The following is a 26,090-nucleotide window of genomic DNA, read 5'->3' as shown; positions in this document are numbered from 1 at the left end:
TGTACTGGAAGCATGACTATTTTGACTGATACTCCAGTTGCTGGCATCGATGACCAGCCCAACAACAACAACAAGCTCATGGTTGCCTTGGATGTCGACGGCACACTCGTCGACCATGACGGCCACATGTCCCCCGCTGTCCGCTCTGCCGCGCAGGCCGTCGTCGCGAGCGGTCACGACGTCATGATCGCCACGGGACGTTCCCTCAACGCAACGCTTCCCATCATTAAACAGATCGGTCTGGAACGTGGCTATGCAGTGTGCTGCAACGGTGGCGTGACCCTCCGCCTGGACCCGGCTTTGGAGACCGGTTACCAGATCATCCACAAGGCCACCTTCGATCCTGCTCCTGCCCTGAAGGCACTGCGGGAACGGCTGCCCAACGCCAAATACGCCTTGGAGGACGAGGACGGCAACTTCCTTTCCACCGAACGCTTCCAGGACGCCAGCTTCGGCGTCGAGTCCATCGGCGTCGATTTCCAGACCATGCTCGACGCCACGGCGGTCCGTGTTGTGGTCTTCAGCAGCGAGAACACCTCGGACGAGTTCAACGAGGCCATCCGGCACATCGGACTTTCGGGCGTGACCTACTCGGTGGGTTGGACCGCGTGGCTGGACATCGCCGCCGAGGGCGTCACCAAGGCCAGCGCCTTGGAGGCCCTGCGCCAGAAGCTCGGCACGAACGTGTCCAACACTGTCGCTGTGGGCGACGGCCGGAATGACATCGAAATGCTCACCTGGGCAGGCCGCGGCGTCGCCATGGGACAGGCCCCCGACGAAGTGATCGCCGTCGCGGATGAAGTCACCGCGTCAGTGCTCGACGACGGCGCCGCCTTGGTATTGCGCGGCCTGCTGTAACTGCCACCGAAAACCCCTAGAGGACCGGCAGGACCTCAAGCCCACCAAGGTACTTCTGAAGTGCCTTGGGAACATTGACCGAGCCGTCCGGGTTCTGGTGGTGCTCGAGGATGGCCACGATCCAACGCGTGGTAGCCAAAGTGCCGTTCAACGTGGCCACGGCACGGGTGCCCTTGGCGACACCTTCGTCGTTGATCACGCGTTCACGGATGTTGAGGCGGCGCGCCTGGAACGTGGTGCAGTTGGACGTCGAGGTGAGCTCGCGGTAGGCGTTCTGTGTGGGGACCCAGGCTTCGCAGTCGAACTTGCGGGCGGCGGACATGCCCAGGTCACCGGCGGCGGTGTCGATCACGCGGTACGGGAGCTCGCACTTGGCCAGCATCTCCTCTTCCCAGGCTAGCAGCCGCTCATGCTCGGCAGCAGCCTCTTCAACGGTGGTGTAGATAAACATCTCCACCTTGTTGAACTGGTGCACGCGGATGATGCCGCGGGTGTCCTTGCCGTGCGAACCGGCCTCGCGGCGGTAGCAGGAGCTTTGGCCCGCGTAGCGGATGGGGCCCGCGGAGAGGTCCAGGATCTCGTCCGCGTGGTAGCCGGCGAGGGCCACCTCCGAGGTTCCCACAAGGTAAAGGTCGTCTTCGGCGAGACGGTAGATCTCGGCGTCGTGCTTTACATCGAAACCGGTGCCCTGCATGGTCTCGGGACGCACCAAAGTGGGGGTGATCATGGGGACGAAGCCGGCGTCGATTGCCTGTTCCATGGCCATCTGCAGCAGCGCCATTTCCAGCCGGGCGCCAACGCCGCGGAGGAAGTAGAAGCGCGAGCCGGAGACCTTGGCACCGCGTTCCATGTCGATCGCGCCGATGAGTTCGCCGATTTCCAGGTGGTCCTTCGGCTCAAAATCGGTGAATTCGCGCGGGGTGCCGACAGTCTTGACCACCACGTAGTCGTCTTCGCCACCCTCAGGCACACCGTCCACGACGAGGTTCGGGATGACACGCAGGAGCTCCTCCTGCTTGGCCTGGGCGGCGGCGGCTTCAGCGGAAGCGGCCTTGACCGAGTTGGCGAGCTCCTTGACCTCGGCCAGCAGGGCCTGCTTTTCCTCACCCTTTGCCTGGGCCACCTTCTTGCCGAAAGCATTCTGCTCGGCGCGGAGGGTTTCGTGGCGGATCAGCGCAGCACGGCGATCGGCGTCAGCGGAGATGATCGCGTCCACAACGGACTCGTCGGCGCCACGGGCGCGCTGGCTGGCACGGAACTTGTCCGGATTTTCGCTGAGGTCTTTTACGTCGATCACCACACAAGAGTATCGAATCCCCCGCGGAACACCGGTGCGCAGGCGTCCAAACGCCGGACAGCCCACGATCCGGCAAAACAGGGCAGCGCAGCGGGATAGTGTTGGAGCACCATGAGCGACTGGATCCTGTACGTGATTCTCGCTGGGGGCGTGGCCTTTGCCGTCTCCAGTTGGTGGGGTGTGCGCCGATTGAAAGCCCGCCACATCAGGAGCGCCGTTCGGGAGGATGCCCACAAGCCGAACCCCGGCGACCAGAAGGTCGCCGTCATCCTGAACCCGGTGAAGAACAACGCCGAGGTTGCCCGCAAGGCCATCATCGACGCGTGCGAGCTCGCCGGCTGGGACGCGCCCCGCTTCTATGAAACTACGGTGGACGACCCCGGTTATGGCCAGTCACGGCAAGCGCTGGCCCACGGGGCCGACGTCGTCCTGGCGTGCGGCGGCGACGGAACCGTCCGCGTGGTGGCCGAGTGCCTGGCCCACAAAAATGTGGCGATGGGCCTCATCCCCGTCGGCACCGGAAACCTGCTGGCGCGCAATGTCGACTTGGATGTCACGGACATGGAGGACTGCATCCAGACGGCGCTGTTCGGCCACCAGCGCTACATCGACACCGCCACCATGGCCATCAGCAACAGCATCACCGGCCACGCATCCACGCACACATTCCTGGTGATCGCGGGCATGGGCCTGGACGCCGAGGTTGTCGGGGATACCAGGGAAGACCTCAAGAAGACCGTCGGCTGGCTTGCCTACACCGAAGCCGGCGTCCGCCACTTGCCGGGGCGGCGGAAGCGCGTCAGCATCACCATGGATGACGAGCCCGAACAAGCGCGCAAGATCCGCAGCGTGCTCTTCGCCAACTGCGGACTGATCCCTGGCGGCATCGACTTCATTCCGCAGGCCATGATCGACGACGGCATGCTGGACATTGTGGTGATGAGCCCGCGCAGCGCATTTGGTTGGCTCGCCATGTACACAAAGATCCTGTTCAAGCACAAACACAACCTGCCAATGATGAGCTTCTACCGCTCGGGCAAGGTGACCATCCGCAGCCAGGAACCCATGGCTACACAACTCGACGGCGATCCCTCAGGTGAAGCCACGAAGGTCACCGTGCAAGTTGAACCAGCGTCCCTGCTGGTGCGTGTACCGAGGGCGAAGACCGCCTAGATAGCCCCGGCGTCAGGCTGGGCTGCGTTCCTCTCGGCTTCTTCGGCCGCTGCCTTCGCGGCAGCCCGGGCTTCGGACTGCTCTTTGATCATGGCCTGTTCTTCTTCAAAACGCAGGCGATCCGCACGATCAGCATCGTCGCCGTCCCAGTCATCTTTGTTGTCACTCGAGGGCTTGGGATTGACGATCATGCCCTGGCCGTCTTTGTCATCGCTGTGGACAGTCATGACCGCTCCCTTCGTTGGTAATTCATCCACCGTTTATGGATCAGGCAAGCATACGCACACTTCCATCACTGCGAAAGGGCCTTGTGGACAGCGCCTACGAGCCCTTGAGCAGCGAGTCCACCCACGCGTGGGCGGAGGCAAAAGCCGCGTCGGAAGTGTGCGGAGCCGCTGAGGCCGGCTGCCGGTCCGCCCGGGCATAGGAGCCCAGGAACCGGGTTGCGGGGCTGATTCTATGCAGGCCCGCCAACGCGTCGGCTACCCGCGAATCCGCGGCGTGGCCATCGGCGTCGATACTGAAGAAGTAGTGGCCAAGATACTGTCCGGTGGGGCGTGATTCGATCCGGCTGAGGTTCACACCGCGGGAGGCGAATTGGTCCAGGATGTCCATGAGCGCACCGGGATGGTCCTGGGGAAGCGGGACCACCACGGTGGTTTTATCGGCTCCAGTCCGTTCCGGGAGCGGACCGGGGCGGCTCACCAGGATGAATCGGGTGACGGCGTCGGGATTATCGCCAATGTTCTCGGCCAGGACATGCAGGCCCGGCTGTTCGGCTGCAATCAGCGGGGCGCAGATTGCCGCTTCGTAGGGCGCATCGTCCGCCAGCAGGCCCATGGCGGCGGCCGCCGTCGAGGAACCCGGAACGTAGTCCGCGTTCGGAAGGTGTTCATCCACCCACAGACGGCATTGGGCCCAGGCGTGGCCGTGCGTCGAGATCCGCTTGATGTCGGAAAGCGCGACGCCGGGCCTCGCCACCAGCACGAAGGTGATGGGAACGAGCGCCTCACGGATGATCCGAAGTTCCTGGCCTGTGGCGATCGCATCCAGGGTTGCAGTGACCCCGCCTTCGACCGAGTTCTCGATGGGGACCATGGCCGCGTCGGCTTCGCCTGCCCGGACCCGGTCCAGGGCGGTATTCACGTTGGTGCATGGGATGCGGGTGGCATCAGCAGCGCCTGGCACCTGCATGAGGGCGGCCTCGGTGAAGGTGCCCTCAGGGCCGAGGAACGTGTAGGTGACTGCTGACATCAAATATTCCTTGCTGGTTATATGCGCTGGTTTACAGAACGACCGGCTTGAGCCCGTTGTCTGAGACCATCGGCTTGCCGGCTTCCAGCCACATGTCCATCCCACCGGCAACATTCACGGCCGAGTAGCCCTGGCCCACCAGCCATTGAACAGCCCGGAAGGAACGGCCGCCGGTGCGGCAGATGACGAAAAGGTCATCGTCCGGGTCAAGCTCGTCCAGGCGCGCCGGCAGCTGGTCCATGGGGATGTGGCGTGCGCCCTCGGCGTGCCCTGCCACCCATTCGTAGTCTTCGCGGACGTCCAGGATGCTGGCATCAGCCGGAATGTCGCCCACAGGCACAGTGTCGAAGTCGCTCATTGCGGTCCCTTCCCATCGATTAAGTCCAGCATCCAGCCTAGTCCTCGCAGCCCAGAGCAGTAACCTGGACCCGCAGGCGGTTGCTTACGGGAGCGCGGGCGTTAAGACTGGACCCGAAGCAATCCACCGAAAACCTGCTGTGAGGAGCACCCGTGTCTGCTGGGCAACCCACCATCCTGGCGACGTCCGGCGGATACAAGCCGGGCGAACGCACCAGGATCGAGTTCAACCACCTGATGCACTACGCCGTGGACCTCTCCGGCGTAACGGGCCGCGCGCCACGGGTGACGCACATCGGCACAGCGTCCGGCGACCAACGCTGGTGGGCCGCCGAGATGGACCAGGCCGCGAGGATTGCGGGTTTCGATTTCAGCCACCTCAACCTTTTCACCATGCCGAACATCGATGCCCCGGAAGCGCACCTCCTGGAGCAGGACGTGGTGTGGGTCAACGGAGGCTCGGTGGTGAACCTGCTGGCGGTGTGGCGCGCGCATGGCCTGGACCGGGCCCTGCGGAAGGCTTGGGAGGGCGGCGTGGTGCTTGCGGGCGTTTCGGCCGGGTCGATCTGCTGGTACCAGGGCGGCGTCACCGACTCCTTCGGTCCGGAACTGCGCCCCGTCACGGACTCCCTCGGCTTCCTGCCCTACGCCAGCGGCGTGCACTACGACTCCGAACCCCGCCGCGCACCGGCCATCCATGCGCTGGTGGCCAACGGCACGCTAGGTGAAACACACTGCACGGACGACGGCGTCGGGCTGGTTTACCGGGGCACGGAACTGGTGGAGGTGGTCTCCGAAGTGAAGAACAAGGCAGCCTTCCGGGTGACGGCCGGTGCCGGCGAGAGCGTGGACGCCGTGGCAGTGGAGGAACGGTTGGAGTCACGTTTCCTTGGCTGATCCGTCGTCGCAGGACCTGTCCGGGCTGACCGCCGTAGGAATCCGTGATGCCTTGGCTTCGGGCGCTCTCTCGGCCCGCGAGGCCACCGGACACTTCCTCTCCGTGATCGAAGAGCGGAACAAGCATCTCGGTGCGTTCGTCACGGTCATCCAGGAACAAGCCCTGGCCGCAGCCCACACCGCCGATCAGCTGCATGCCCGTCTCTCCCGCCAAGGCCGGCTGGATGAACTTCCCTTGCTTCACGGGATGCCCACGGCATTCAAGGACCTCACCGACGTCGCCGGAGTTTCCACCACCCACGGCAGCGCAGCCCTGGATCACAAGCCCGCACCCGAGGACGGCGCTTTGGCGGCGCACCTGAGGCGTGAAGGAGTTATCCCGCTGGGTAAGACGCAGGTTCCGGAGTTTGGACTGACGGCCTACAGCGAGAACCGCGTGGCACCGCCGTCGCGCAATCCACATTCAGCAGGGCGAAGCTCCGGCGGCTCGTCGGGCGGCAGCGCTGCCGCGGTGGCCGCGGGCTTGGTGCCGTTCGCGCCGGGGACCGACGGCGGCGGGTCCATCCGGATTCCCGCCGGTGCCTGCGGACTGGTGGGCCTGAAGCCTGGGCGGGGCGCCGTACCTGTGGGGACCAGCCCGGGAGATGCCGCGCAGCTTGTGGTTACCGGGCCACTCGCGCGAACAGCCGCCGATGCCGCCTTGCTCATGGACGCCCTGGTCCCCGGCGAACAAGCGCCCGACGGCGGCTATCTCGCCCATGTGGATCAGGCGCCGGAGCCCCTGAAGATCGGCGTGAGCCTGGATAGTCCCTGGGCCGGGATCTATCCCTTCGAGATTGAGCCTGAAGCGATGGACGCTCTGGCGAGGGGCCGCGAGCTGCTTGAAAAGGCAGGGCACAGCGTCACTGAAGCGGAGATCCGGTACGACAACCGCTATCCGGAAGCGTTTACCGCGGCCTGGACTGCCGGCGTCGGAAGCGCCCGCATAGCACCCCGACGGGAGGCGCTGCTGACCCCACTGACCCGCACGTTCCGGCGTCGGGCCCAACAGCGGAGCGCGTCCAAGGTCAACGAAGCGCTGGGTTTCCTCCGGCAATTCCAGCACGACACGATCGCGCAGTACGCGGCGTGGGACCTGATTCTCATGCCCACACTGGCGCAGACGCCGCGCCCCATTGGTTGGTTTACCGGCGGTGGGCACAGCGGCGAGCGCTGGCCGAGGGAGTGGTCCGGCGACGCCGACGATGACTACAGAAGGCAGTGCGAATACGCGCCGTGGTCCTCCATGGTGAACGTATGCGGGCTGCCGGCCATCAGCATCCCAGTTCATACGACCGTCGGCGGTTTGCCGATGGGAATCCAACTCATTGGCCGAATGGGCTCTGAACTGCAGCTTCTCCAAGTGGCGGCTTCCCTGGAGCCGCATTCCTGACCGCCGGCAGGTGTGTCTAGCATATGGAAAGTGGTTGCCTTGGGCATTTATCGATGTGACAATGCCCGCGGTCAGTGCCAGCATTGAGAAAATGAGCACACCTCAAACCACGGCTGAGCCTGCCAAGGCTTCGGGCGATACGTCATTCTTCGGCCACCCCAAGATGCTGGCCAGCCTCTTCTCCGTGGAGATGTGGGAGCGATTCTCTTTCTACGGCATGCAGGGCATCCTGCTGTACTACATGTACTTCACTGCCGAGCAGGGCGGCCTCTCCATTGACCAGGGACTCGCAGCCAGCCTGGTGGGCGCTTACGGTGGAGGCGTCTACCTGTCGACGATCCTCGGTGCGTGGCTCGCCGACCGGCTCTTCGGCTCGGAAAAGGTCCTCTTCGGCTCCGCCATCATGATCATGGGCGGCCACATCGCCCTGGCACTGATCCCGGGGATCCCGGGCCTCATAGCCGGCTTGGTATTGGTGGGCGTCGGCTCCGGTGGCCTGAAAGCCAACGCCACGGCACTGGTCGGCACCTTGTACGGCGAGAAGGATGAGCGCCGCGATGCAGGTTTCTCCATCTTCTACATGGGCATCAACATTGGCGGCCTCATCGGCCCGCTGGTCACGGGCTGGCTGCAGACGAGCTTCGGCTTCCATGTCGGCTTCGGTGCCGCGGCCGTGGGCATGGCTATCGGCCTGGTCATTTATGCACTCGGCCGCAAGCGACTCCCCGAGGAAGCACACCGCGTCCCCAACCCGCTTCCCGCCAAGGACCGCACAAAGTACGGACTGATCTTCCTGGGCATCCTTGTAGTGATAGGCCTGCTGTTGGGAACGGGCTTGGTCAACGCCAACAACCTGGCCCGCAGCATGGCGTACGCCGCCATCGGAGCTTCCGTGATCTACCTGGTCCTGATCTTCCGCAGCCCCCTGGTCTCCGGCCTTGAGCGCAAGCGCGTGGTGGCCTTCATCCCGCTTTACATCGCATCCGCCGCGTTCTGGGCACTGTTCCAACAACAGTTCACCTTCATCGCCGTCTACTCCCAGGAGAAGCTGGACCGCAACCTGTTCGGCTGGGAAATGCCCGCCGCGTGGGTCCAATCCATCAACCCGGTATTCATCATCATCTTCGCCGGCGTCATGGCTGCCCTCTGGACCAAGCTGGGCCCCAAGCAGCCGAGTTCACCGTTGAAATTCTCCGCGGGCCTGTTCATCATGGGCATTGCTTTCCTGGCCTTCATCCCGCTGGCGGGCGAAGGCAAGACCCCGCTGCTGGCACTGGTGGGCATCCTCTTCCTGTTCACGCTGGCGGAGCTGTTCCTCTCCCCCATCGGCCTGTCCGTGAGCACCAAGCTCGCCCCGAAGGCATTCCACACCCAGATGGTGGCCTTGTTCTTCCTGTCGGTTTCCCTCGGCACCACCTTGGCCGGCATCCTGGCTGGCCTTTACAACCCCGACAACGAGCTCCCGTACTTCCTGGGCATCGGTGGCGTGGCAGTGGTGCTCGCCGTGGGCCTGGCTGCGGCAACTCCTGCGATCAAGAAGTTGATGGGCGGCGTTCGCTAGAGTTCCTGGCTGACGGCGCGCAAACGGACCAGCGACACCCACATCCGGGCGTCGCTGGTCCGTTGCTGTGTCACCTGCGAATTTGGGTGGCCCGGCTGGGCGTTAAACAACGACGGCGCCACCTGCGCCTGGTGGGATTCCCACCTGACGCAAGGGGCGCCGTCGTGCGTGTTTCTTTAGTAGTTGTAGCTGCTCCTGGACGTTGCAATGGCAGCGAAGAAAATGATGCCGAAGATCAATGTGAGGGCCACGCCGATGTATCCCATCACCAGGCCGGCAATTGCCATGCCCTTGCCCGCGGGTTCGCGCTTGAGGGCAAGGTGGCCAAGGATAACCGCGGCGATCTGCGGCAGGATGAAGAAGCCGAAGCCCACAAAGATGGCGATGCCGCAGCACATGCTGGCGATGCTCAGGCCTTTGGGCTCAGCCTGCATGGCGTAGTACGCGGGCTGACCGTACGGTGACTGCGGCTGGCCGTAAGGCTGCTGGCCAAAGGCCTGCTGCTGGTATGGGCTGGGCGGCTGGCCGTACGGTGACTGCGACTGCTGGCTGTAGTCGCCCGGCGAATACGCGCCCTGGCTTGGGGGCTGCGGCTGGGTGTAGAAGTCGTTCTGGCCCTGGGCGTTCTGCGTATACGCGCTTTGCTCATGTGGCGGGATCGGCTGGGTGTAGAAGTCGTTCTGGCCCTGGGCGTTCTGCGTATACGCGCTTTGCTCATGTGGCGGGATCGGCTGGGTGGCGCTGGCCTCCTGATCCGGTGCGCTGTGATCCGGCGTGGCGGGCTGCGGCGCGCTGGCCTCCGGTGCGCTGAACTGTGCGGGCGGAACGTACTGCGGCGGTTGGTAGCCCGCAGGCTTGTCCTCGTTGTCCTTGGATGGCTGATCTGACATAGGAATCCCCCTGCTATCTGGTCTTTGATCCCAACACTACCGCCGTCCGGGGCAGTGCATAAGTAGGACACATGTGACGGGATTCATGCAAATGCATGGAATACGGAGACGATGGGCGGGGTTGGCCCTAATAGCGACGTAAGCAGCGCTAACTACGGAATCTGCGGGATTCGTCCCGCGAAGGAGGAATCATGGGTAACTTCGAAGGCAAGACCGCACTCGTCACCGGCGGCGGTTCAGGGCTCGGAGAAGCGATCAGCAAGGACCTCGCGAAGAACGGCGTCAACGTGGTTGTCACGGACGTCAACCTCGACGCCGCCACTCGGGTAGCCAATGAGATCACTGCCGCAGGCGGGAAGGCCGTACCCTTCCAGGGCAACACAGCTGTTGCCGAGGACAGCAAGAAAGCCGTCGACTTCGCGGTCGAGACCTATGGTGCCCTCAACTACGCAGTCAACAACGCCGGAATCGGCGGAGCCAACGCCCCCGTTGGCGAAGTCGACATCGCCGACTGGGACCGGGTCATCGGCATTAACCTGAGCGGTGTCCTGTATGGAATGCGCTACCAGGTCCCGGCCATCCTCGCAGCGGGCGCTTCCGAGGGCGCAATCGTCAACATGGCATCGATCCATGGCGCCGTCGCCGCGCCCGGCAACGCCGCCTACACCGCAGCCAAGCACGGCGTCGTCGGCCTGACCAAGAACGCAGCCGCCGAATATGGTGCACAGGGCCTGCGCGTCAACGCCATCGGCCCGGGCTACATCGACACCCCGCTCCTCGCCAACGCCCCGAAGGAAGTTATCGACGGCCTCGAAGCCAAGCACTCGCTGGGCCGCCTGGGCAAGGCAGAAGAGATCGCAAACGTCACCACGTTCCTCCTCTCGGACAAGGCCAGCTTCATGACCGGTTCGTACGTACTCGTTGACGGCGGCTACACGGCCGTCTAACGGCGCCTCCTCACTGACACCCCCGCTCCGCCCCGGTTCCTTGGACCGGGGCGGGGCGTTCTTTTTGGCTAGCAACCATTCTTGAACATGAGGTGAATCTTCGTCCCGCTGCGGGATCCGGGGTCGCCATTCGGCGTCACAGGGGCCGGATCCCGGACATTTCCTGTCAGCAGGCCCCGAGGTCTGGCATGCTGGACCCCATGGCTAGCCGAGCGGGCACAGTTGCCCTTCCCCAAGACCTTGTAGACATCACAGCCCTCCTGGACGCGTACTTCGACGTCGCTCCCGACCTGGGTGATCCCGCGCAGCGTGTGGCGTTTGGAACGTCTGGACACCGCGGATCCAGCTTGAAGGCGTCGTTCAACGAACCGCACATCCTCGCGATTACGCAGGCAATAGTCGAGTACCGCGGCCGCCAGGGCATCACTGGGCCGCTGTTCATAGGACGCGACACCCACGCCCTCAGTGAGCCGGCGCAGAACTCCGCGCTGGAAGTTTTGGCCGCCAACGGAGTCACCGTGCTGGTTGACGCCCGCCACGCCTACACACCCACCCCGGCGCTGAGCCACGCCATCCTGAAGTACAACCGCGAAGCGGCCCCGGGCACTCCCCAGGCCGACGGCATCGTGGTCACCCCCAGCCACAACCCGCCCGGTGATGGCGGCTTCAAATACAACCCTCCGCATGGTGGCCCGGCTGACACCGACGCCACGGGCTGGATCGCCGATCGCGCCAACCAACTGCTGGAAAACGGTCTGCGTGGCGTGAAGCGCATGCCGCTGAACGATGCCTTGAATGCGGACACCACCGGCAAGTTCGACTTCCTCAGCAGCTACGTGGACGACCTCCCGTCCGTGCTCAACCTCGACGCGATCCGCAACGCCGGCGTCCGCATCGGCGCGGACCCCATGGGTGGAGCGTCCGTGGACTACTGGGGCGAGATCGGCGAGCGCCACCAGCTGAACCTCACAGTGGTGAACCCGACTGTCGATCCGCAGTGGGCGTTCATGACCCTCGACTGGGACGAGAAGATCCGCATGGATTGCTCGTCGCCGTCGGCCATGGCCTCCCTGATCCAGCGAATGTCTTTGGGTGCGGATGGCAAAGCCGCCTATGACGTCGCCACCGGTAACGACGCCGACGCCGACCGCCACGGCATCGTCACCCCCGATGGCGGCCTCATGAACCCGAACCACTACCTTGCCGTCGCCATTGACTACCTTTACCGGAACCGCAGTGGCTGGAACCCGGAGTCAGTGGTGGGTAAGACACTGGTTTCGTCCTCGATCATCGACCGCGTTGCTTCCGGGCTCGGACGCAAGCTGGTAGAGGTTCCAGTGGGCTTCAAGTGGTTCGTTCCCGGCCTGCTCTCCGGCGAAGGCGCATTCGGTGGCGAGGAATCAGCCGGAGCGTCCTTCAACAAGCTCGACGGCAGCGTATGGACCACGGATAAGGACGGCATCCTGCTGGCCCTGCTGGCTTCCGAGATCACGGCCGTCACGGGTTCGTCCCCCTCCCAGCTCTACAAGGGCCTCACCGACCAGTTCGGCGCACCCGTGTACGCGCGCATCGATGCCGCTGCAACCCGCGAACAGAAGGCCAAGCTGGGCAAGCTCTCCGCAGCGGACGTCACCGCGACCTCCCTGGCAGGCGAGGAGATCACCGCCAAGCTCACCGAGGCGCCGGGCAACGGCGCATCAATCGGTGGCCTGAAGGTTGTCACGGAGAACGCGTGGTTCGCGGCCCGCCCCTCCGGCACTGAGGACGTCTACAAGATCTACGCCGAGTCCTTCAAGGGCGCGGACCACCTGAAGCAGGTTCAAGAAGAAGCCAAGGCGCTGGTGGACGGGGTCATCGCGTAGGTTTCGCCTGCCTGGCGCCGCGCAAAGGTGCTGGTGACACGGAAACGGGTTGAGGACACCTGAATTTGGGTGTCCTCAACCCGTTTCTGTGTCATCAGTCGTTGTGCGCGTCCTCAGACGGTGCGGACCACATCGTCGTAGGAGAACTTCGGCTTGGCTGCGCCCCAGGCATCCGGGCCGGGCTGGCCGATGTTGACTACAAGGAAGCTCTTCTGGTCACCGTTCGGGAAGAACTCGGCGTCGATCGCGGCGAAGTCAGCGCCGGTCATCGGGCCGGCTGCGAAACCGAGAGAGCGAACGGCCAAGATGAAGTAACCGGCCTGCAGGTGGGCGTTGTTGTTGCCCGTAGCGGCAGCAAGGTCGGCGTTGTCGTCGTACATGGCCTTGGGGGCGCCGTATTCGGGGAGGAACTTGTCCCACTGACCCTGCCAGTCGGTGTCGTAAGACAGCAGCGCGACCAGAGGCGCGGACGCGGTCTTCGCCTGGTTACCGCGGGACAGGTGGTCAACCAGCTTGGCGCGGGCCTCGTCCGAGCGGACGTAGGTCACGCGGAGGGGCTGGGAGTTGAAAGCCGTCGGTCCGAACTTGGTGAGCTCGTAGATGGCACGGGCCTGCTCGTCGGTGACCTCACCGGCGAAGCTGTTGGCGGTGCGGGCTTCGGCAAAAATGGCGTCGACTGCTGCGGCGTCAATGACTGCTTCTTCGTGGGCGATCGTCATTCGTAAACCTTTCGCTGGGCCCTGGCCCTGAAACGGCCGGGCACTTCTGCTTTCCATGGTTGCAACTTCAACTTCCGTTGTCCTCTTCCCATGACGGCCCGTGACGTTGCGCACATAGCGTGACTCCGCGTGTCGTTTCCTTGCGTTGCGAGGCCCGTTTTGCGCGCTATTCCGTGTGCGAGGCGCGTAGAGCAGGCCCCACAATGGCGGTAATGTTGCACCGAATCCCAACACTCTTCTGAGGAAGGCCCGCCATGAGCATGCTCGGCACCAAATGGAAGCTCCACGGCAACGGCAAGTCCATCCGCCCCGGCCACGTGGTGGCACCGGATGAGCGGCTCGCGTGGCCATTGACCATCGGCATCGGTATGCAGCACGTGGTGGCCATGTTCGGCGCGACCTTCCTGGTCCCCATCATCACGGGTATGCCTCCAGCCACAACCCTGTTCTTCTCGGGCATCGGCACGCTGCTGTTCCTCGTCATCACCAAGGGCCGCGTCCCCAGCTACCTCGGTTCGAGCTTCGCGTTCATCGCTCCGATCATGGCATCCCAGCAGCAGTACGGCGTAAGCGGCGCCTTGGGCGGCGTGGTGCTTGCCGGCGTCGTACTGGCGCTTATAGGTGCGGTGGTCCAGAAGTTCGGTGCCGAATGGATCAACCGGCTCATGCCGCCGATCGTCACCGGCGCCATCGTGGCGCTGATCGGCCTAAACCTGGCGCCGGCTGCCAAGGCCAACTTCGACCTCGCACCGGTTACCGCCCTCATCACGCTGGTGACGATCATCCTGGTTTCTGTTTTGTTCCGCGGAATCCTTGGGCGTTTGAGCATTCTGGTGGGTGTTGTTGTGGGGTACCTCGTTGCCATGATGCGCGGCGAGGTTTCGTACGAAAAGATGGACGCCGCAGCCTGGATTGGCCTTCCGCTCTTCCAGACACCCGAGTTCCACATTGGGGTTGTGGGTCTGTTCGTACCTGTGGTCCTGGTGCTGGTGGCCGAGAACGTGGGGCACGTGAAGTCGGTGGCTGCGATGACCGGCCAAAACCTCGACGGCGTCTCCGGCCGCGCGCTGATGGCCGACGGCGCCGCGACGGTACTTGCCGGATTTGGCGGCGGCTCGGGTACAACCACTTACGCCGAAAACATCGGCGTCATGGCGGCCACCAAGGTCTATTCGACGGCGGCATACTGGGTGGCCGGTGTCTTCGCCATCCTGCTGAGCTTCTCTCCGAAATTCGGAGAACTGATCGCGACCGTCCCGCCGGGTGTCCTGGGTGGCGCCGCGACGATGCTCTACGGCATGATCGGCGTGCTCGGCGTGAAGATCTGGGTGCAGAACAAGGTCAACTTCTCCAACCCGATCAACCTGACCACCGCTGCCGTGGCCTTGATCATTGGGATTGCGGACTACACGTGGACCATTGGCGAGCTGAAGTTCACGGGCATCGCCCTTGGGTCAGCTGCAGCACTGGTGATCTACCACGGCATGAAGGGCCTCGCTCACTGGCGCGGCACCGTCGCTGAACCGGAAACCGAGACGGCGGGGCTGCCGCCTGCGGTGAAGTCGGCGATGAACGCTGCCGCCAAGCGAACGGGACGCAAGGGGAAGTAGCGCCGCAACGGCCCGCTATTTGCTCCCGAACTTGGCGTTGTAGCGGCTCATGAAGGCGGCCATGGCATCACGTGCTACCGGCTCCAGCGGACGATAGGTCTTGGTCCCATTGGCCTCAGTCCAGCCCGTGCTGATGCCGCTGCCCGCGAGCCACGTGATCTGCTTGTAGAACGGATTGTTCGTGGCAACGTCCGCGAACGGCGACTTCGCAGGCGGGCTGTAGGCGGGCGAACCTGCCATGCGGTACATAAACGCGGCCATGGCATCACGTGCTACCGGCTCCAGCGGACGATAGGTCTTGGTCCCATTGGCCTCAGTCCAGCCCGTGCTGATGCCCTTGCTTGCAAGCCACGTGATCTGCTTGTAGAACGGGTTATCCGTGGCGACATCAGCGAACGGCGACTTCGCGGGAGCGCTGAAGGCGGGCGAGCCGGCCAGGCGGTACATGAACGCGGCCATGGCATCACGCGCAACTGGAGCGAGTGGACGGTAGGTCCGGGCCCCATTGGCTTCGGTCCACCCTGTTGAAATGCCGCGAGACCCTAGCCAGTTGACCTCCGTGGTGAACTGGCCGCCGGCAATATCAGAGAAGATGGGACCCGGATTCTTGGCGAACGCGGTCAACTCGGTGAGCGAGCCCCTGAAGACGTTCTGGTCCCCCGGGAACGCTCCGGACTCAGCGTGCTGCCACAAGGTGTAGTTTTTCCAACCGGCTGGCAGCGCCCCGGGCGTCGATGCCCAGCTCGCGATGTGGAGCGGGTGGTTCCCGAAGCCGTTGGCCTTACCGGTGCACCTATTCCACCAGTCGGTAGTCGTGTAGATGGCCGGAAGGCGCCCGGTCCTAGCCAGGATGGTGGTGGAGAAGTCGGAGATCCACGAAATCATCTGGCCCGACGTCATTCCATAGCAGGCGCCGTCGCCGTAGGGGCTGTACTCCAAGTCCAACAGGGAAGGCAGTGTTTTCCCGTCCGGCGTCCAGGCTGCACCGCTCTGGAGAAAGTAGTTGGCTTGCGCTGCACCGGACGACGCGTTGGGGAGGGCGAAATGGTAGGCGCCGTGCAGCATGCCGGCCGAAGCCGCCCCAGCGTACTGGCCGGCGAAGTAGGGGTTGCGGTAGGCGGTTCCCTCGCTGGCCTTCACGTACGCAAATTTGGCCCCGTTGGCTGCGGCCTTGGACCAGTCCACCACGCCCTGGTGGCTGCTCACGTCCATCCCACGCACGCCCGACGGCACTGCCAAAGGCGAAGCATCCTGGATGGTGGCCAAATCCTGGCCCTCGCTTTCGTTGTCACGAAGAGTGGATCCCATGGCGTGGTCGTCTTGCCGCGGTTGCTCGGCCGCGCCAGCCGCCCCTGCCCCCGACGCTGCCAGGGTCACTGCAGCCAAGAGAAACGCAGTCACTTTGGCTCCGAGAGCGCCTCGGATCGGCGTTTTGACGGACGTGTGCGTTCTGAACATGTGGCGAGTCCTCCGGGGTGCGGGAGGAACCGGCGCCCCCACGTCATGCGACTCAGCCTACTATCCAGTAGCCACCCGCCGGCGCAAGCCCCGGTGCGACCCCAGGTGGTGATCCACAGAAATAATAGTCAGCTTGCTTACTAAGACTGTGTTCCCTAGGCTGGAACAGGTCAGACAAACAACTCTCGCAGCACCGGCATGTGCCCAAAAGGCAGCCGAACAAGAGGAGGAACAATGTCAGAACACAACATCTCAGGCAAGAAGGTCGCATTCCTGCTGACTGACGGCGTGGAGCAGGTGGAACTCACCAGCCCATGGCAAGCGGTGAAGGACGCGGGCGGCGAACCAACGCTCGTCGCCCCCGAAAAGGGCAAAATCCAGGGCTATAACGGCACCGAGCCGGGTGACACTTTCGATGCAACCCTCGCGGTGTCAGACGCCAACGCATCCGACTTCGACGCCCTGGTGCTCCCGGGCGGCGTGGTGAACGCGGACAACCTCCGCGTCGATAAGGACGCCCAGAACTTCACGCGAGCCTTCTTCGAGCAGCACAAGCCCGTGGCATCGATCTGCCACGGCCCATGGCTCCTCATCGAGGCCGGCGTCATCAAGGGCCGCAACGTCACCTCGTACCACACGCTCCAGACGGACCTGAAGAACGCGGGTGCCAACTGGACAGACGAGGAAGTGGTGGTGGACCAGGGCCTGGTCACCAGCCGTAAACCGGACGACCTGCCCGCCTTCAACGCCAAGGTCGTGGAGGAAATCTCCGAAGGCCAGCACGCCGGCCAGACCGCCTAGCGCCCAGCCGGGCCACATAAGGCGAGTGCCGCCGTCGTACTTTCACAAGAAGTACGACGGCGGCACTCGCCGTTTTTTGAGGCGCTCAGGGCCTTGCCGGCCATGTAGTAGGTTCGGGGAATTGATGAACCCCATAGGGTGTCCCGTTTCCTTGGAAGTGGGACGGTTCGGTATCTCCCCCGCTGCCCGGGGGCTCCGCGTAGAGTTCCCGCCAGCGGTTCACGCCAGGCAGCTCTGGCCTTCATCGAAAGACAGCACCAGCGCTTAGTTGATGGCACCGGGTACTCCTTCGCTATTGCTGATTCCTCCTCTGATCAGGCGGTTGGCCAAATCGGGCTGTGGCTGAAGAACCTCAGCCAAGGCCGGGCGAGCATTGGCTATTGGGTCGCGCCAATTCATCGGGGGAAGGGAGCTGCTTCCTCTGCTTTAGGTGCCCTCGCCGCCTGGGGTCTTGCCCAACCCGGGATTCATCGGCTGGAACTCTACGTCGAGCCTTGGAATGAGGGCTCCTGGACCAGAATCTCGTTCTGTCCCACGTGGTAGGTGTGGGTACCTTGAACTGAGAGGTTGTATGCAAGGGCTTCAAAGTTTGGGAACGATTCCGGCGGGGAAACTCGGCAGTACAGGATCACAGCGCCGCAGGAGTTTCTGGTTTATCTTTCTTGGCGGGACGGGCATGCGCGTCTGCATCGCAAAATGTATCGCCTCGTACCCGGACGGGCCGGTTTCCAGGGCGACGGCTGGCCCGAAATGATGAGAATAGTACTCCGCCCAGGGCTAGAGAGGCAGAAAGCCCTCAGACGCCTCGACCGCTCCGGTAAGTTGCATGAGCCAGATTTATGGCGAGCGAAATCATAGCTTTGCGCAGGTACGCTGCGAGTAGCAGACGAACTGAAACTCCCACCACTTGAGGAGGATCACTCAGAAGAGACTTGCCTGGCTGCTGCTTCTAGGGTGTCCCATTTCCTTAGAAGTGGGACACCTCCAATGGGACACTCCTCTATCAGTCAGGAGTCGCGAGAATGTGAATGTTGGCGAAAAATGGCGCTGTTCTTGCGCCGCTCCGTGTCGCCTCGAATCTCAGCAACCTCCTCCGGCGCCCGCTCGAACTTGCCTCGAAACCCCAGCTTTTCGAGACACAGAGGCTATGAGACACCCCGGTGAGTTCAAAGAAGGAGTCGGAGACCGCGGGCGGGATCGCCTATCGGATCAGCTGGTCACTTGAAGGACCTGAACACGATCGAGTCGAAAACGGCGCGCGCCTCCCTTATCAGCTCCGGATTGATCGATTCGTCGATATAGCCCACCGCAACGACAGCCCGCCGGCCCTCCAAGTCGACCACCCGGTAGGTCTCGTGTTCATTCTGAGTCGAGTACCAGTGTGTGCAGTGGTACATCATTTCTGAGTGGATGCAGAACTTGCCGCTGTCGCAGGCCGGGATGTCCACGTCGCCCTCGACGGAGTGGTCGAACTCGAAGCCGGGGTAATCGCCCACCATGATCTTGACAGGAGGAGTGCTTGCCGTTGACGATTGCGCCGCCATAGCCCTAGTGAAGGCCCAGTCCGCAGGACCGACATCGGCAAGGGCACCCCTCCAGTGGCATGCGTCCATCGACACATAGAACGCGGACCCAAGGGTCAGGCGGACGGCCCATTCAGCCGGGTGATCCGGGTCATCCTTGCCCAGGCTGTTGCCGTCGAGAGCAGACCAGCCGCCTGGAACGGTGATCTCGAAAGGCTCCTTGTAGCCGTCGACGGGGACTAGATATGTGCCAGCGTCGATATCGCCACTCTTCGGCAGTGGCGGGACCGTGCGAGGGTCGCGACTCTCAGGCAGCGGTGGGACCGTGCGAGCCTCCGTCATCGGAGAACTGGCAGACGGCAGGGATGCGTCGTCGGACTCATACTCGCACCCGCCGAGACATCCAATCAGTGCGATAGTCAGCAAGGGCAAGAGATGGCGTGACCGCTGAGCGGCCTTTTCGATGGGCGTCATAGAACTCATTGATCCACCAGGCCACTACAAGCTACTGTGAGGCCCCGCAGCCGGGTGGCCTCGCAGGCGGTCCGAGATGGGATGCCGTCGCCTCAGTCTCCTCCGGTAGAGAACCCGTGACAATGAGAGTTGGATGGAAATGAGTTTCGACGGCTGTGGGCGCCTCCACCCACCCCCAACTTGCGAGACAGCCACCCACGCACCAGCTTGCCGTCGCAATGTTGCGCACGTCACACTCGGCGTCTACGCTGGGGGGCGCTGCAGCGTGGCAGCAACCTGATGAAAGGCAGCACATTGCCCAGCGACAAGCTCTCCGTAGTTGTTCGCGTCGATGTAGACGGCGAACAGATCCAGATCGCCGCAACCGGTCGCGTGACCGCCCTGAGCCTTCAGGGCCTCTACCCGGTGGTCCAACGCACCAAAAGCCTCGGCGGCGGGCTCGGCGTCGAGATGGACCTGACGGAAGCGACCGTGGATGCAGACGCTTTGCAACAGCTCCAGGTGTTCGCCGAGCTTCACGAGGTCCCCGTCCGGTTCCAGAACAACAATGTGACGGCCCTGCCGACCCGCGAATTCCAGACAGCAAGCCGAGCAGCTTAAGAGGAGACCGAGATGCGTAAAGTCACCGCCGGACTGTTCCACTCCGTGGATGGCGTGGTCCAGGACCCGTTCAAGTTCCAGTTCGACAGCTTTGACGAGGACCTGGGCAAGGGCCTGACCAATATGATCAACACGGTGGACACCGTGGTCCTTGGGCGTGTCAGCTACCAGGAGTGGGCCCAGTATTGGCCGAACGCGACGCAGGACGACGACTTTGCCGCCTTCATCAACCCTGTCGAGAAGTTCGTCGCATCCCGCACGCTGACCGAACCGCTGGAATGGGAAAACTCGCACCTGATTGACGGCGACGTGGAGCAGTTCGTTACGGACCTCAAAAACCGCGACGGCGGCGAGATCGCCGTCTGCGGCAGCATCTCGCTGGTACGCCAACTGCTGTTCGCGGGCGTGCTCGATGAGCTGACCCTGATGACGCACCCGGTGGTGGCCGGCAGTGGTCGGCGGCTCTTCGAGGACGGCGATCCACTGAACCGGCTCGTCCTGGAGGACCAGTACGCCACCAGCAAGGGCAACGTGGTGAGCACGTACAGTCTGCGCAAGGACTAAACGCACGACGGCGGAGCCCGCCTGGGGCGGCCACCTCACGTGCGTTCACCCCAGCAGCAACGCCGACCCCAGTTCGCTTCTGAAATAAAGCACGCTGTGGCCGTAGCGGGCGGACGTAACGAGGCCGGCCTCCCTGAGCGCCCTGAGGTGCTGGTTCACGGCGGAGGCAGTGACGCCGAAGCGCACTCCGAGTTCTGTGGATGATGCGGGTGCGGCCAAGGCAGTCAGTAAGCTGGTCCGGACCTCGCCGAGTACCGCCACAACAGCGGCAGGGTTCCGAACCTGCTCCGTTTCCCACATGGCCCCCTGCCCTCGCGCCGGGTACATCAGCATCGGCGGGTCTCCATGGTTAACGGGGGCAGAGGCCCTGCGGGTAAACATCGTAGGAACAAGGGTCAGCCCCAGTCCGTCCGCCTTCTCAGTTCGCGACGCCGGATTCTTCAGCCTCACGGAAATGACCCGGCCGTCGAATTCCACTGCACCGGACAAATCGTTGAGCATCGTGAACAGCCCACCCTGGGCAATCTGCCGGCCGCGGTAGACGATGTCGGCTTCCAGGATGGTCCGCATGCGCAGCCAGTGCGGCGAGAAGCAGGTGTCCCAGAACTCCTGGAGGATACCGGCCATGCGACGGATCGCCGGGCGTGCCGGTCCAGCAAAGACCGGGGGCACGGCGCCATGGACCCGGATCAGGTCCCCGTGGAATTGTTCGGCGGATATCCGCTCCAATGCCGCAAACTCGTCATCGATCCGGGTGAGTGGCGACTGGGGCCTGGGGTTCAGGAAGTCCGGCGTCCACAGTCGGTCATCGACCAAAGCGAGCAACCTATCGAGGTCCAAGCGTGAGCGTGCCTCTTCCGTCCGACGCAGCCATGGCAGTTGAAGGGGGTACTGGCTGGGATCCCGAATTGCCCTCAGGGAAAGACCAAGTTCGCACAGGGGCGAGATGCCGAAGCGCACGCCGCCCAGATCTGCGTCCGACAACTCGTACTTCAACATGAAGAACAACGCTACATCAATACCGAAAGCCTTTAGAGACTGACGAGACTGTGGCTGTGACTACATCCCCCGCAGAGACCACCCCGGCCCCGAAGCACACCCTCCGCGCAGCGCTCTCCGATCCCACCCTCAAGATCCTCGCGTCCGCCATCCTCGTGTCCACACTGGGCCGCGGCATCTTCCTCACCCTGACTGTCTTGTACTTCAGCCGCTTCGTCGGCCTGAGCGCCGTGGAAATAGCCGTGATTCTCTCCGTTTCCAGCGGCGTCGGCGTCGGCACCTCCTACATTGGCGGTCGACTTGCCGATCGCTTTTCCGCACGGCGGCTCCTGGCAGGAATGGTCGCCATCCAAGGTCTCGCGATTGCAGCCTATGCGTTCGCCGGGAACTTCAGCACCGCCGTCGTGATTGCCTGCATCACGGTGGGCGTCGACCGCGGCGCCAACGCCACGCGCTCCGCGATCATAGCCCGGGCATTCGACGGCACTCACCGCGTGAATGCCCGCGCAGTCCTCCGCACCATCACCAACGTGGGCATCGCGGTGGGAGGCATGATCGCCGGACTCGCGCTGACGGCCGGCACCGCCGAGGCGTTCCGGTGGATGCTGGTCAGCGCCGGCGTGGTCTACATCCTGAGCGCGCTGCGCCTCCGCCGCCTCCCCGACCGCGTTGACGCACCGCGCCACGATCCCGCCAGCCGGGCTCCCGAGCGGGGCATCTCCCCTTTCCGGGACCGTCGGTACGTACTGCTGACCGTGCTCTCAGGCATATTCGGCATGCAGTTCGGGCTCGCGGAGATGGGCGTGCCGCTGTGGATATCCCAGGAAACCAGCGCGCCCGATGTGCTCATATCCGTGGTCCTTGTGATCAACACTGTGTGTGTCGTCCTGCTGCAAGTGCCGCTCTCGCGAGGTACTGACGACCCTCGGCGTGCAGGAAAGATCGTGATGACAGGGGGCGTCCTGATGAGCGTAGCCTGCACACTCTACGCATTGGCGGGCGGAGTGCCGGTGGTCGCCGCCATCACCCTCCTCTGCGGTGCAGCACTCCTGCACTCCTTGGCGGAGATCCTTTCCCAGGCGGGAGCGTGGGGACTCAGTTTCGAGCTCGCCAACCCCCTCCAAGCGGGTGCTTACCAAGGGATGTTCGGGATGGGATCTGCCCTGGGTGCCATGCTCGCACCGCTCGTGGTGACCGCCACCGTCGTCGAACATGGCCCGCTGGGGTGGGCGGTCCTTGGTGCAGTCTTCTTCACATCGGCAGCGGGTGTCGCGCTGATAGCGCGGGAAGCCTCGACGACGGCGGTACTCGCCTAGCCTCGATTGGCGCGGCGCTGGCCTGTTTCCAGCAGCTGCACATCAACGTAACCGGTTCCGGGCTTGGGAGAACCGCGGTGTTTGCGAAGCCGCGTGGCTTTGTACTCGTCCCTGGACAGGTTGAATCCATACCAAGCAATAAACCCCGCCAGCCCCATACCCCAAAGAGCGCCCCATGAGGGGCTATCTCCTTGAAAAAGCGGGGACAGAAGCATCGCCACCGACGCAACGAACCCAAGGCATCCGAATGCCGACAGAATCGCCATCCCCCACCAGGAACTCACCTGCGCGTGGCCGCGGCCTGGCGTGAATCCAATCTCATCGCCAGCGTAACTGTGGAGTTCGCCGGTGCTGGTCCTGCGGAGCACTCGCTTCTGACCGTTTGCCACGGCCTCCTTGTGCTCGGCATACACTTCATCGTCGCGCAGATCGCGCTCGGGGTCGTAAACCACGGCCAGCCTCCAAAGCTCGAAAAGTCCAGCCTAGCGGCCATGGCACGGCCGCGGTGGCGGCTCAGCGGCTCGACTCACTCGCTCGATAACGGCAGGAAGCTACTTCTTCCCGGCCTTCAGATCCTCCACCACCTTGGCAACCCTTCGAGCCCGGGTCTCCGGCGTCTTGGCGTCCCCGATCGGCTCCACGTACCTCCGCTGCGAACTGTAATTCAGGGTCTCGTAAAAGGCCTTCGCCCCAGGCTCGGCGTCCAGCGCGGCAGCCAAGTCCTGCGGGACCTCGATGATGCGGGGCTGGGTATCCACTTCCAAGCCAACCTCAACCGTGTCCCCAGCGGAAGCGCCCGTTAGTTCGCGGTTGGCCGAGCTGACGCCCACCATGTACTTGCCGCCCATCACGGCGATGCTGCTGCGGTAGCTCTGGCCGTTGATGGTCACCACCACTGGAGGCCGCTTGCCGCCACCCAACCCCTCAACGATCCCGTCCGGAACTTCGATGCCCGACTTGTTGCCATCGCCCACGATGGTCGTAGTGAATTTCATGTGCCAAGTATGCCGTTGGCCGGCAGTAGACGCACCCCGTCAGCAGGACTACGTTCGAGGTAACCGTGAAAACCACATATAGGAGTCATTGCAATGGACAATCAGGATCTTTTGGAGCGAATCCAGTCTCTGGTCGAGGAGGAACACCGCCTGCGCGCCTCCACCAGCACTGGGGCGGGGGATGACAGCGCCCGCCTTGCCCAGCTGGAAGCCCAGCTCGACCAGTGCTGGGATCTTCTGCGTCAACGCCGCGCCAAGAGGGACGCGGGCGAAAACCCGGACGACGCTTCAGCCCGGCCGGTCAGCGAAGTTGAAGGCTATCGGCAGTAATTACGCGCCCTCCAGAACCTGACTGGTAGCCCAGGCCACGTACTTGGCGGCGTTGGCAACGGCGTCGGCTACGTCCGGAACGCCGTTCTTGCGCTGCGCGACGTCCAGCAACTGCGCGGCAGCCACGATCCCGTGCTTCGCCAGGTCTTCGGGCGTTACCGTGATGCGCCCCGCAACGGCCACCACTGGTATGCCGTGCACACTGGCGGCATCGGCGAGCGCGATCGGCGCCTTGCCCGTGAGTGATTGCTCGTCCATGGACCCCTCCCCTGTGATGACCAGGTCAGCCTCACCCAAATGCGAAGCGAGACCAGTGAGGCCTGCGACCAACGCGAAGCCGCCTTCCAGCGCAGCGTCAGTGAAGGCCAGGAACGACGCCGGGAACCCGCCTGCGGCTCCGGCTCCGGGTACGTTCACGTCCCGGCCTGTGGCTTCCCTAAGGAGCGAGGCCCAGTTGCGGAGACCGGCGTCGAGCTTCTCAACGGCGTCCTCATCGGCGCCTTTCTGCGGACCGAAAACATGCGCGGCACCATCAGGCCCATACAGCGGGTTCTGGACGTCGACGGCGATGCGGAACTTCACTCCCGAGAGCCGCGGATCCAGCTCGGAGGCGTCCAAGGCGACGACGTCGGCCAGCGAACCGCCTCCGAGGGGCACCACGTTCCCGGCGGAGTCGAGGGGCTTGAGCCCCAGTGCACGCAAGGCTCCGCTGCCGCCGTCGGACATTGCCGAACCGCCCAACCCCAGCACGATCTCAGTGGCACCGGCTTCGAGAGCGGCGGCGATCAGCTGGCCGCAGCCGTAGCTGTGGGCGCGGAGTGCATTCTCGGGAGTGGGCTCCATGTGCGCCAGGCCGGATGCTTGCGCGGTTTCGATCACGGCAGTGGCACCGCCGAGTGCGTCCTTGCGGATCGCCCAGGAAGCACCGACGGGCTTGAGGATGGGGCCGACCACCGCGTTGTTTCGCTCTTCGTAGCCCGCTGCGATTGCGGCATCAAGCGTGCCTTCGCCGCCGTCAGCCACCGGGAACTGGGTGGTCACGGCGTCCGGGTAGACGCGGAGGGCGCCTTCGGCCATGGCTGACGCGGCTTCGGCGGCGGTCAGGGAACCCTTGAACTTGTCGGGGGCGATGAGGATACGCATGGACCCATCTTGCCAGCTTTGTCGGGAAAGCGCTTGCCCAGCGTGTAACCTTGCGGCTGCTACGGGTTGAGAACGCGCAATGGCGCTTCAGCGAGCCACGCCTTGACGTCCTCGAACGCACCACCATAAAACTGGCGGTAGCTCTCGTGCGTCACGTAGCCGATATGCGGCGAAAGCACCGTCCGGGGAGAGTGCAACAATGCATGACCGGATGGGAGGGGCTCCTCGTCGAAGACATCCAGGGCAGCCCCCCGGATCCACCCTTCCTCCAAGGCCTGCATGAGAGCAGCCTCATCCACCAACGGCCCACGGGCCGTATTGACCAGCACGCCCTCCGGGCCAAGAAGACGCAGTTCCTTGGAACCGACTATCCCCTCAGTCCGCTCGGACAGCCGCAGGTGAAGCGTCACGACGTCGGACTCCCTGAACAACTCCTCTTTGCTGACCTTCCGCGCACCGGCGGCCTCGGCAACGTCCGCAGTGAGGTTCTGGCTCCACGCCAGGACGTCCATCCCAAAAGCCTTGGCGTAGCGGGCCATCCGCGACCCGATCTTGCCCAGGCCCACGATTCCCAGCGTCTTGCCTTCGAGTTCGAACCCGACGCCCACTTGCCAGTCACCCGCCCTGAGCGAGTTCTCCTCAACAGAAAGGTTTCGCGCGAAGGCCAACAGGAGTGCCCACGCCAGCTCAGGCGCCGCCGCCGGCGACCCAGCCGTACCGCACACCACAATGCCGCGTTCCTTTGCCGCTTCCATATCAATGGCGGCGTTGGCCATGCCTGTGGTCACCAGGAGCTTGAGGTTCGGCAGGGCATCCAAGGCACTCTGCGGGAACCGGGTGCGTTCGCGCATCGCCACAATGATGTCGAATGGCGCCAAGGCTGCCACGGCCTGCTCCTCCGAAACGAAAGGTGCGCTGAAAACGCTGACCTTCACGTCGTCGTCGAGCAGTGACTCCCACGGGGCGTAGTCCCCGGAGACCTGCTGATAGTCATCAAGGATCGCTAAACGGAAAAGGGTCACGCCAATCT

27 protein-coding genes are annotated in these 26,090 nt (G+C 63.7%); 14 read left to right on the top strand and 13 right to left on the bottom strand.

Going from position 1 to position 26,090, the window contains the following annotated elements:
- Window positions 1–12: 12 nt before the first annotated feature.
- Complete coding sequence (locus tag J2Y68_RS11715; RefSeq protein WP_309993557.1) at window positions 13–858, top strand: HAD family hydrolase; 846 nt, start codon at window positions 13–15, stop codon at window positions 856–858.
- 16 nt (window positions 859–874) lie between these two features.
- On the opposite strand, the gene serS is transcribed toward J2Y68_RS11715, so the two are convergent.
- Window positions 875–2,155 carry a serine--tRNA ligase gene (gene serS, locus J2Y68_RS11710; protein WP_211710411.1) on the bottom strand — a complete coding sequence of 427 codons (1,281 nt, stop codon included), beginning with the start codon at window positions 2,153–2,155 and terminating at the stop codon, window positions 875–877.
- A gap of 111 nt (window positions 2,156–2,266) precedes the next feature.
- Between serS and J2Y68_RS11705 the strand changes: the two genes are divergently transcribed.
- Window positions 2,267–3,328, top strand: a complete 1,062-nt coding sequence (locus tag J2Y68_RS11705) for a diacylglycerol/lipid kinase family protein (RefSeq protein WP_309993555.1) — start codon at window positions 2,267–2,269, stop codon at window positions 3,326–3,328.
- Here the strand turns inward: J2Y68_RS11705 and J2Y68_RS11700 are convergent.
- The 3 genes from J2Y68_RS11700 to J2Y68_RS11690 form a co-directional block, all read right to left on the bottom strand.
- Window positions 3,325–3,555, bottom strand: a complete 231-nt coding sequence (locus J2Y68_RS11700) for a hypothetical protein (RefSeq protein WP_309993553.1) — start codon at window positions 3,553–3,555, stop codon at window positions 3,325–3,327. The genes J2Y68_RS11705 and J2Y68_RS11700 overlap by 4 nt on opposite strands.
- Before the next feature lie 94 nt (window positions 3,556–3,649).
- Window positions 3,650–4,582, bottom strand: coding sequence for a prephenate dehydratase (gene pheA / locus J2Y68_RS11695; protein ID WP_309993550.1), 933 nt, complete (start codon window positions 4,580–4,582; stop codon window positions 3,650–3,652).
- A gap of 31 nt (window positions 4,583–4,613) precedes the next feature.
- Window positions 4,614–4,940: a rhodanese-like domain-containing protein gene (locus J2Y68_RS11690; protein ID WP_235518011.1), complete on the bottom strand. Its 327-nt coding sequence runs from the start codon at window positions 4,938–4,940 to the stop codon at window positions 4,614–4,616.
- Between the two features lie 152 nt (window positions 4,941–5,092).
- Between J2Y68_RS11690 and J2Y68_RS11685 the strand changes: the two genes are divergently transcribed.
- From J2Y68_RS11685 to J2Y68_RS11675, 3 genes are all read left to right on the top strand, one after another.
- Entirely contained in the window at window positions 5,093–5,836 is a 744-nt protein-coding gene (locus tag J2Y68_RS11685; protein ID WP_309993547.1) for a Type 1 glutamine amidotransferase-like domain-containing protein, read from the top strand.
- Entirely contained in the window at window positions 5,829–7,268 is a 1,440-nt protein-coding gene (locus tag J2Y68_RS11680) for an amidase (protein ID WP_309993546.1), read from the top strand. The genes J2Y68_RS11685 and J2Y68_RS11680 overlap by 8 nt, the downstream gene beginning before the upstream one ends.
- A gap of 61 nt (window positions 7,269–7,329) precedes the next feature.
- Entirely contained in the window at window positions 7,330–8,829 is a 1,500-nt protein-coding gene (locus tag J2Y68_RS11675) for a peptide MFS transporter (RefSeq protein WP_309993543.1), read from the top strand.
- A gap of 176 nt (window positions 8,830–9,005) precedes the next feature.
- On the opposite strand, the gene J2Y68_RS11670 is transcribed toward J2Y68_RS11675, so the two are convergent.
- Window positions 9,006–9,719, bottom strand: coding sequence for a DUF4190 domain-containing protein (locus tag J2Y68_RS11670; RefSeq protein WP_309993540.1), 714 nt, complete (start codon window positions 9,717–9,719; stop codon window positions 9,006–9,008).
- A 191-nt stretch (window positions 9,720–9,910) separates the two neighbouring features.
- Between J2Y68_RS11670 and J2Y68_RS11665 the strand changes: the two genes are divergently transcribed.
- Together J2Y68_RS11665 and pgm are read left to right on the top strand one after the other, a co-directional pair.
- Window positions 9,911–10,666: an SDR family NAD(P)-dependent oxidoreductase gene (locus J2Y68_RS11665; protein ID WP_309993538.1), complete on the top strand. Its 756-nt coding sequence runs from the start codon at window positions 9,911–9,913 to the stop codon at window positions 10,664–10,666.
- 200 nt (window positions 10,667–10,866) lie between these two features.
- Window positions 10,867–12,528 (top strand): phosphoglucomutase (alpha-D-glucose-1,6-bisphosphate-dependent), encoded by a 1,662-nt coding sequence (gene pgm, locus J2Y68_RS11660; protein WP_309993535.1) that lies wholly within the window; start codon window positions 10,867–10,869, stop codon window positions 12,526–12,528.
- A gap of 113 nt (window positions 12,529–12,641) precedes the next feature.
- Here pgm and J2Y68_RS11655 read toward each other — a convergent pair whose 3' ends face one another.
- Window positions 12,642–13,247, bottom strand: coding sequence for a malonic semialdehyde reductase (locus J2Y68_RS11655; protein WP_309993532.1), 606 nt, complete (start codon window positions 13,245–13,247; stop codon window positions 12,642–12,644).
- 254 nt (window positions 13,248–13,501) lie between these two features.
- Here J2Y68_RS11655 and J2Y68_RS11650 point away from each other — a divergent pair, with 254 nt between their 5' ends.
- A complete protein-coding gene (locus J2Y68_RS11650) occupies window positions 13,502–14,857 on the top strand; it encodes a uracil-xanthine permease family protein (protein WP_309993530.1) in 1,356 nt (451 codons plus the stop codon).
- Between the two features lie 15 nt (window positions 14,858–14,872).
- Here J2Y68_RS11650 and J2Y68_RS11645 read toward each other — a convergent pair whose 3' ends face one another.
- Complete coding sequence (locus J2Y68_RS11645; RefSeq protein WP_397334953.1) at window positions 14,873–16,258, bottom strand: lysozyme; 1,386 nt, start codon at window positions 16,256–16,258, stop codon at window positions 14,873–14,875.
- Window positions 16,259–16,549: 291 nt separating this feature from the next.
- Between J2Y68_RS11645 and J2Y68_RS11640 the strand changes: the two genes are divergently transcribed.
- Together J2Y68_RS11640 and J2Y68_RS11635 are read left to right on the top strand one after the other, a co-directional pair.
- A complete protein-coding gene (locus tag J2Y68_RS11640) occupies window positions 16,550–17,116 on the top strand; it encodes a type 1 glutamine amidotransferase domain-containing protein (protein ID WP_309993527.1) in 567 nt (188 codons plus the stop codon).
- Between the two features lie 138 nt (window positions 17,117–17,254).
- On the top strand, window positions 17,255–17,659 hold the full coding sequence (locus J2Y68_RS11635; RefSeq protein WP_309993524.1) for a GNAT family N-acetyltransferase: 405 nt from the start codon (window positions 17,255–17,257) through the stop codon (window positions 17,657–17,659).
- A 674-nt stretch (window positions 17,660–18,333) separates the two neighbouring features.
- Here J2Y68_RS11635 and J2Y68_RS11630 read toward each other — a convergent pair.
- A complete protein-coding gene (locus tag J2Y68_RS11630) occupies window positions 18,334–19,122 on the bottom strand; it encodes a hypothetical protein (RefSeq protein WP_309993522.1) in 789 nt (262 codons plus the stop codon).
- A 270-nt stretch (window positions 19,123–19,392) separates the two neighbouring features.
- On the opposite strand from J2Y68_RS11630, the gene J2Y68_RS11625 reads away from it, so the two are divergent.
- Both J2Y68_RS11625 and J2Y68_RS11620 read left to right on the top strand, forming a co-directional pair.
- On the top strand, window positions 19,393–19,713 hold the full coding sequence (locus J2Y68_RS11625; RefSeq protein WP_309993517.1) for a hypothetical protein: 321 nt from the start codon (window positions 19,393–19,395) through the stop codon (window positions 19,711–19,713).
- Between the two features lie 12 nt (window positions 19,714–19,725).
- The gene (locus J2Y68_RS11620; RefSeq protein ID WP_309993514.1) at window positions 19,726–20,277 is read left to right on the top strand and encodes a dihydrofolate reductase family protein; all 552 of its coding nucleotides are present in this window, start codon (window positions 19,726–19,728) and stop codon (window positions 20,275–20,277) included.
- Window positions 20,278–20,322: 45 nt separating this feature from the next.
- Here J2Y68_RS11620 and J2Y68_RS11615 read toward each other — a convergent pair whose 3' ends face one another.
- Window positions 20,323–21,276 (bottom strand): ArsR/SmtB family transcription factor, encoded by a 954-nt coding sequence (locus J2Y68_RS11615; protein ID WP_309993511.1) that lies wholly within the window; start codon window positions 21,274–21,276, stop codon window positions 20,323–20,325.
- A 50-nt stretch (window positions 21,277–21,326) separates the two neighbouring features.
- Between J2Y68_RS11615 and J2Y68_RS11610 the strand changes: the two genes are divergently transcribed.
- Entirely contained in the window at window positions 21,327–22,592 is a 1,266-nt protein-coding gene (locus J2Y68_RS11610; protein ID WP_397334950.1) for an MFS transporter, read from the top strand.
- Here the strand turns inward: J2Y68_RS11610 and J2Y68_RS11605 are convergent.
- Both J2Y68_RS11605 and J2Y68_RS11600 read right to left on the bottom strand, forming a co-directional pair.
- Entirely contained in the window at window positions 22,589–23,044 is a 456-nt protein-coding gene (locus J2Y68_RS11605) for a hypothetical protein (RefSeq protein WP_309993506.1), read from the bottom strand. The two genes, J2Y68_RS11610 and J2Y68_RS11605, sit on opposite strands and share 4 nt — an antisense overlap.
- Window positions 23,045–23,143: 99 nt before the next feature.
- On the bottom strand, window positions 23,144–23,587 hold the full coding sequence (locus J2Y68_RS11600) for a YdeI/OmpD-associated family protein (RefSeq protein WP_309993503.1): 444 nt from the start codon (window positions 23,585–23,587) through the stop codon (window positions 23,144–23,146).
- A gap of 93 nt (window positions 23,588–23,680) precedes the next feature.
- On the opposite strand from J2Y68_RS11600, the gene J2Y68_RS11595 reads away from it, so the two are divergent.
- On the top strand, window positions 23,681–23,917 hold the full coding sequence (locus J2Y68_RS11595) for a DUF2630 family protein (protein ID WP_309993500.1): 237 nt from the start codon (window positions 23,681–23,683) through the stop codon (window positions 23,915–23,917).
- Here the strand turns inward: J2Y68_RS11595 and J2Y68_RS11590 are convergent, their stop codons facing one another.
- Both J2Y68_RS11590 and J2Y68_RS11585 read right to left on the bottom strand, forming a co-directional pair.
- Window positions 23,918–25,060 (bottom strand): glycerate kinase, encoded by a 1,143-nt coding sequence (locus tag J2Y68_RS11590; protein WP_309993497.1) that lies wholly within the window; start codon window positions 25,058–25,060, stop codon window positions 23,918–23,920.
- Window positions 25,061–25,119: 59 nt separating this feature from the next.
- Window positions 25,120–26,082 carry a D-2-hydroxyacid dehydrogenase family protein gene (locus J2Y68_RS11585; RefSeq protein WP_309993495.1) on the bottom strand — a complete coding sequence of 321 codons (963 nt, stop codon included), beginning with the start codon at window positions 26,080–26,082 and terminating at the stop codon, window positions 25,120–25,122.
- Between the last annotated feature and the right edge of the window lie 8 nt (window positions 26,083–26,090).

This window comes from Paenarthrobacter nitroguajacolicus (assembly GCF_031455195.1).
GTDB lineage: Bacteria > Actinomycetota > Actinomycetes > Actinomycetales > Micrococcaceae > Arthrobacter > Arthrobacter nitroguajacolicus_D.
Note: the sequence above shows the minus strand (reverse complement) of the source record. Positions and strands in the feature narration are given on the sequence as shown.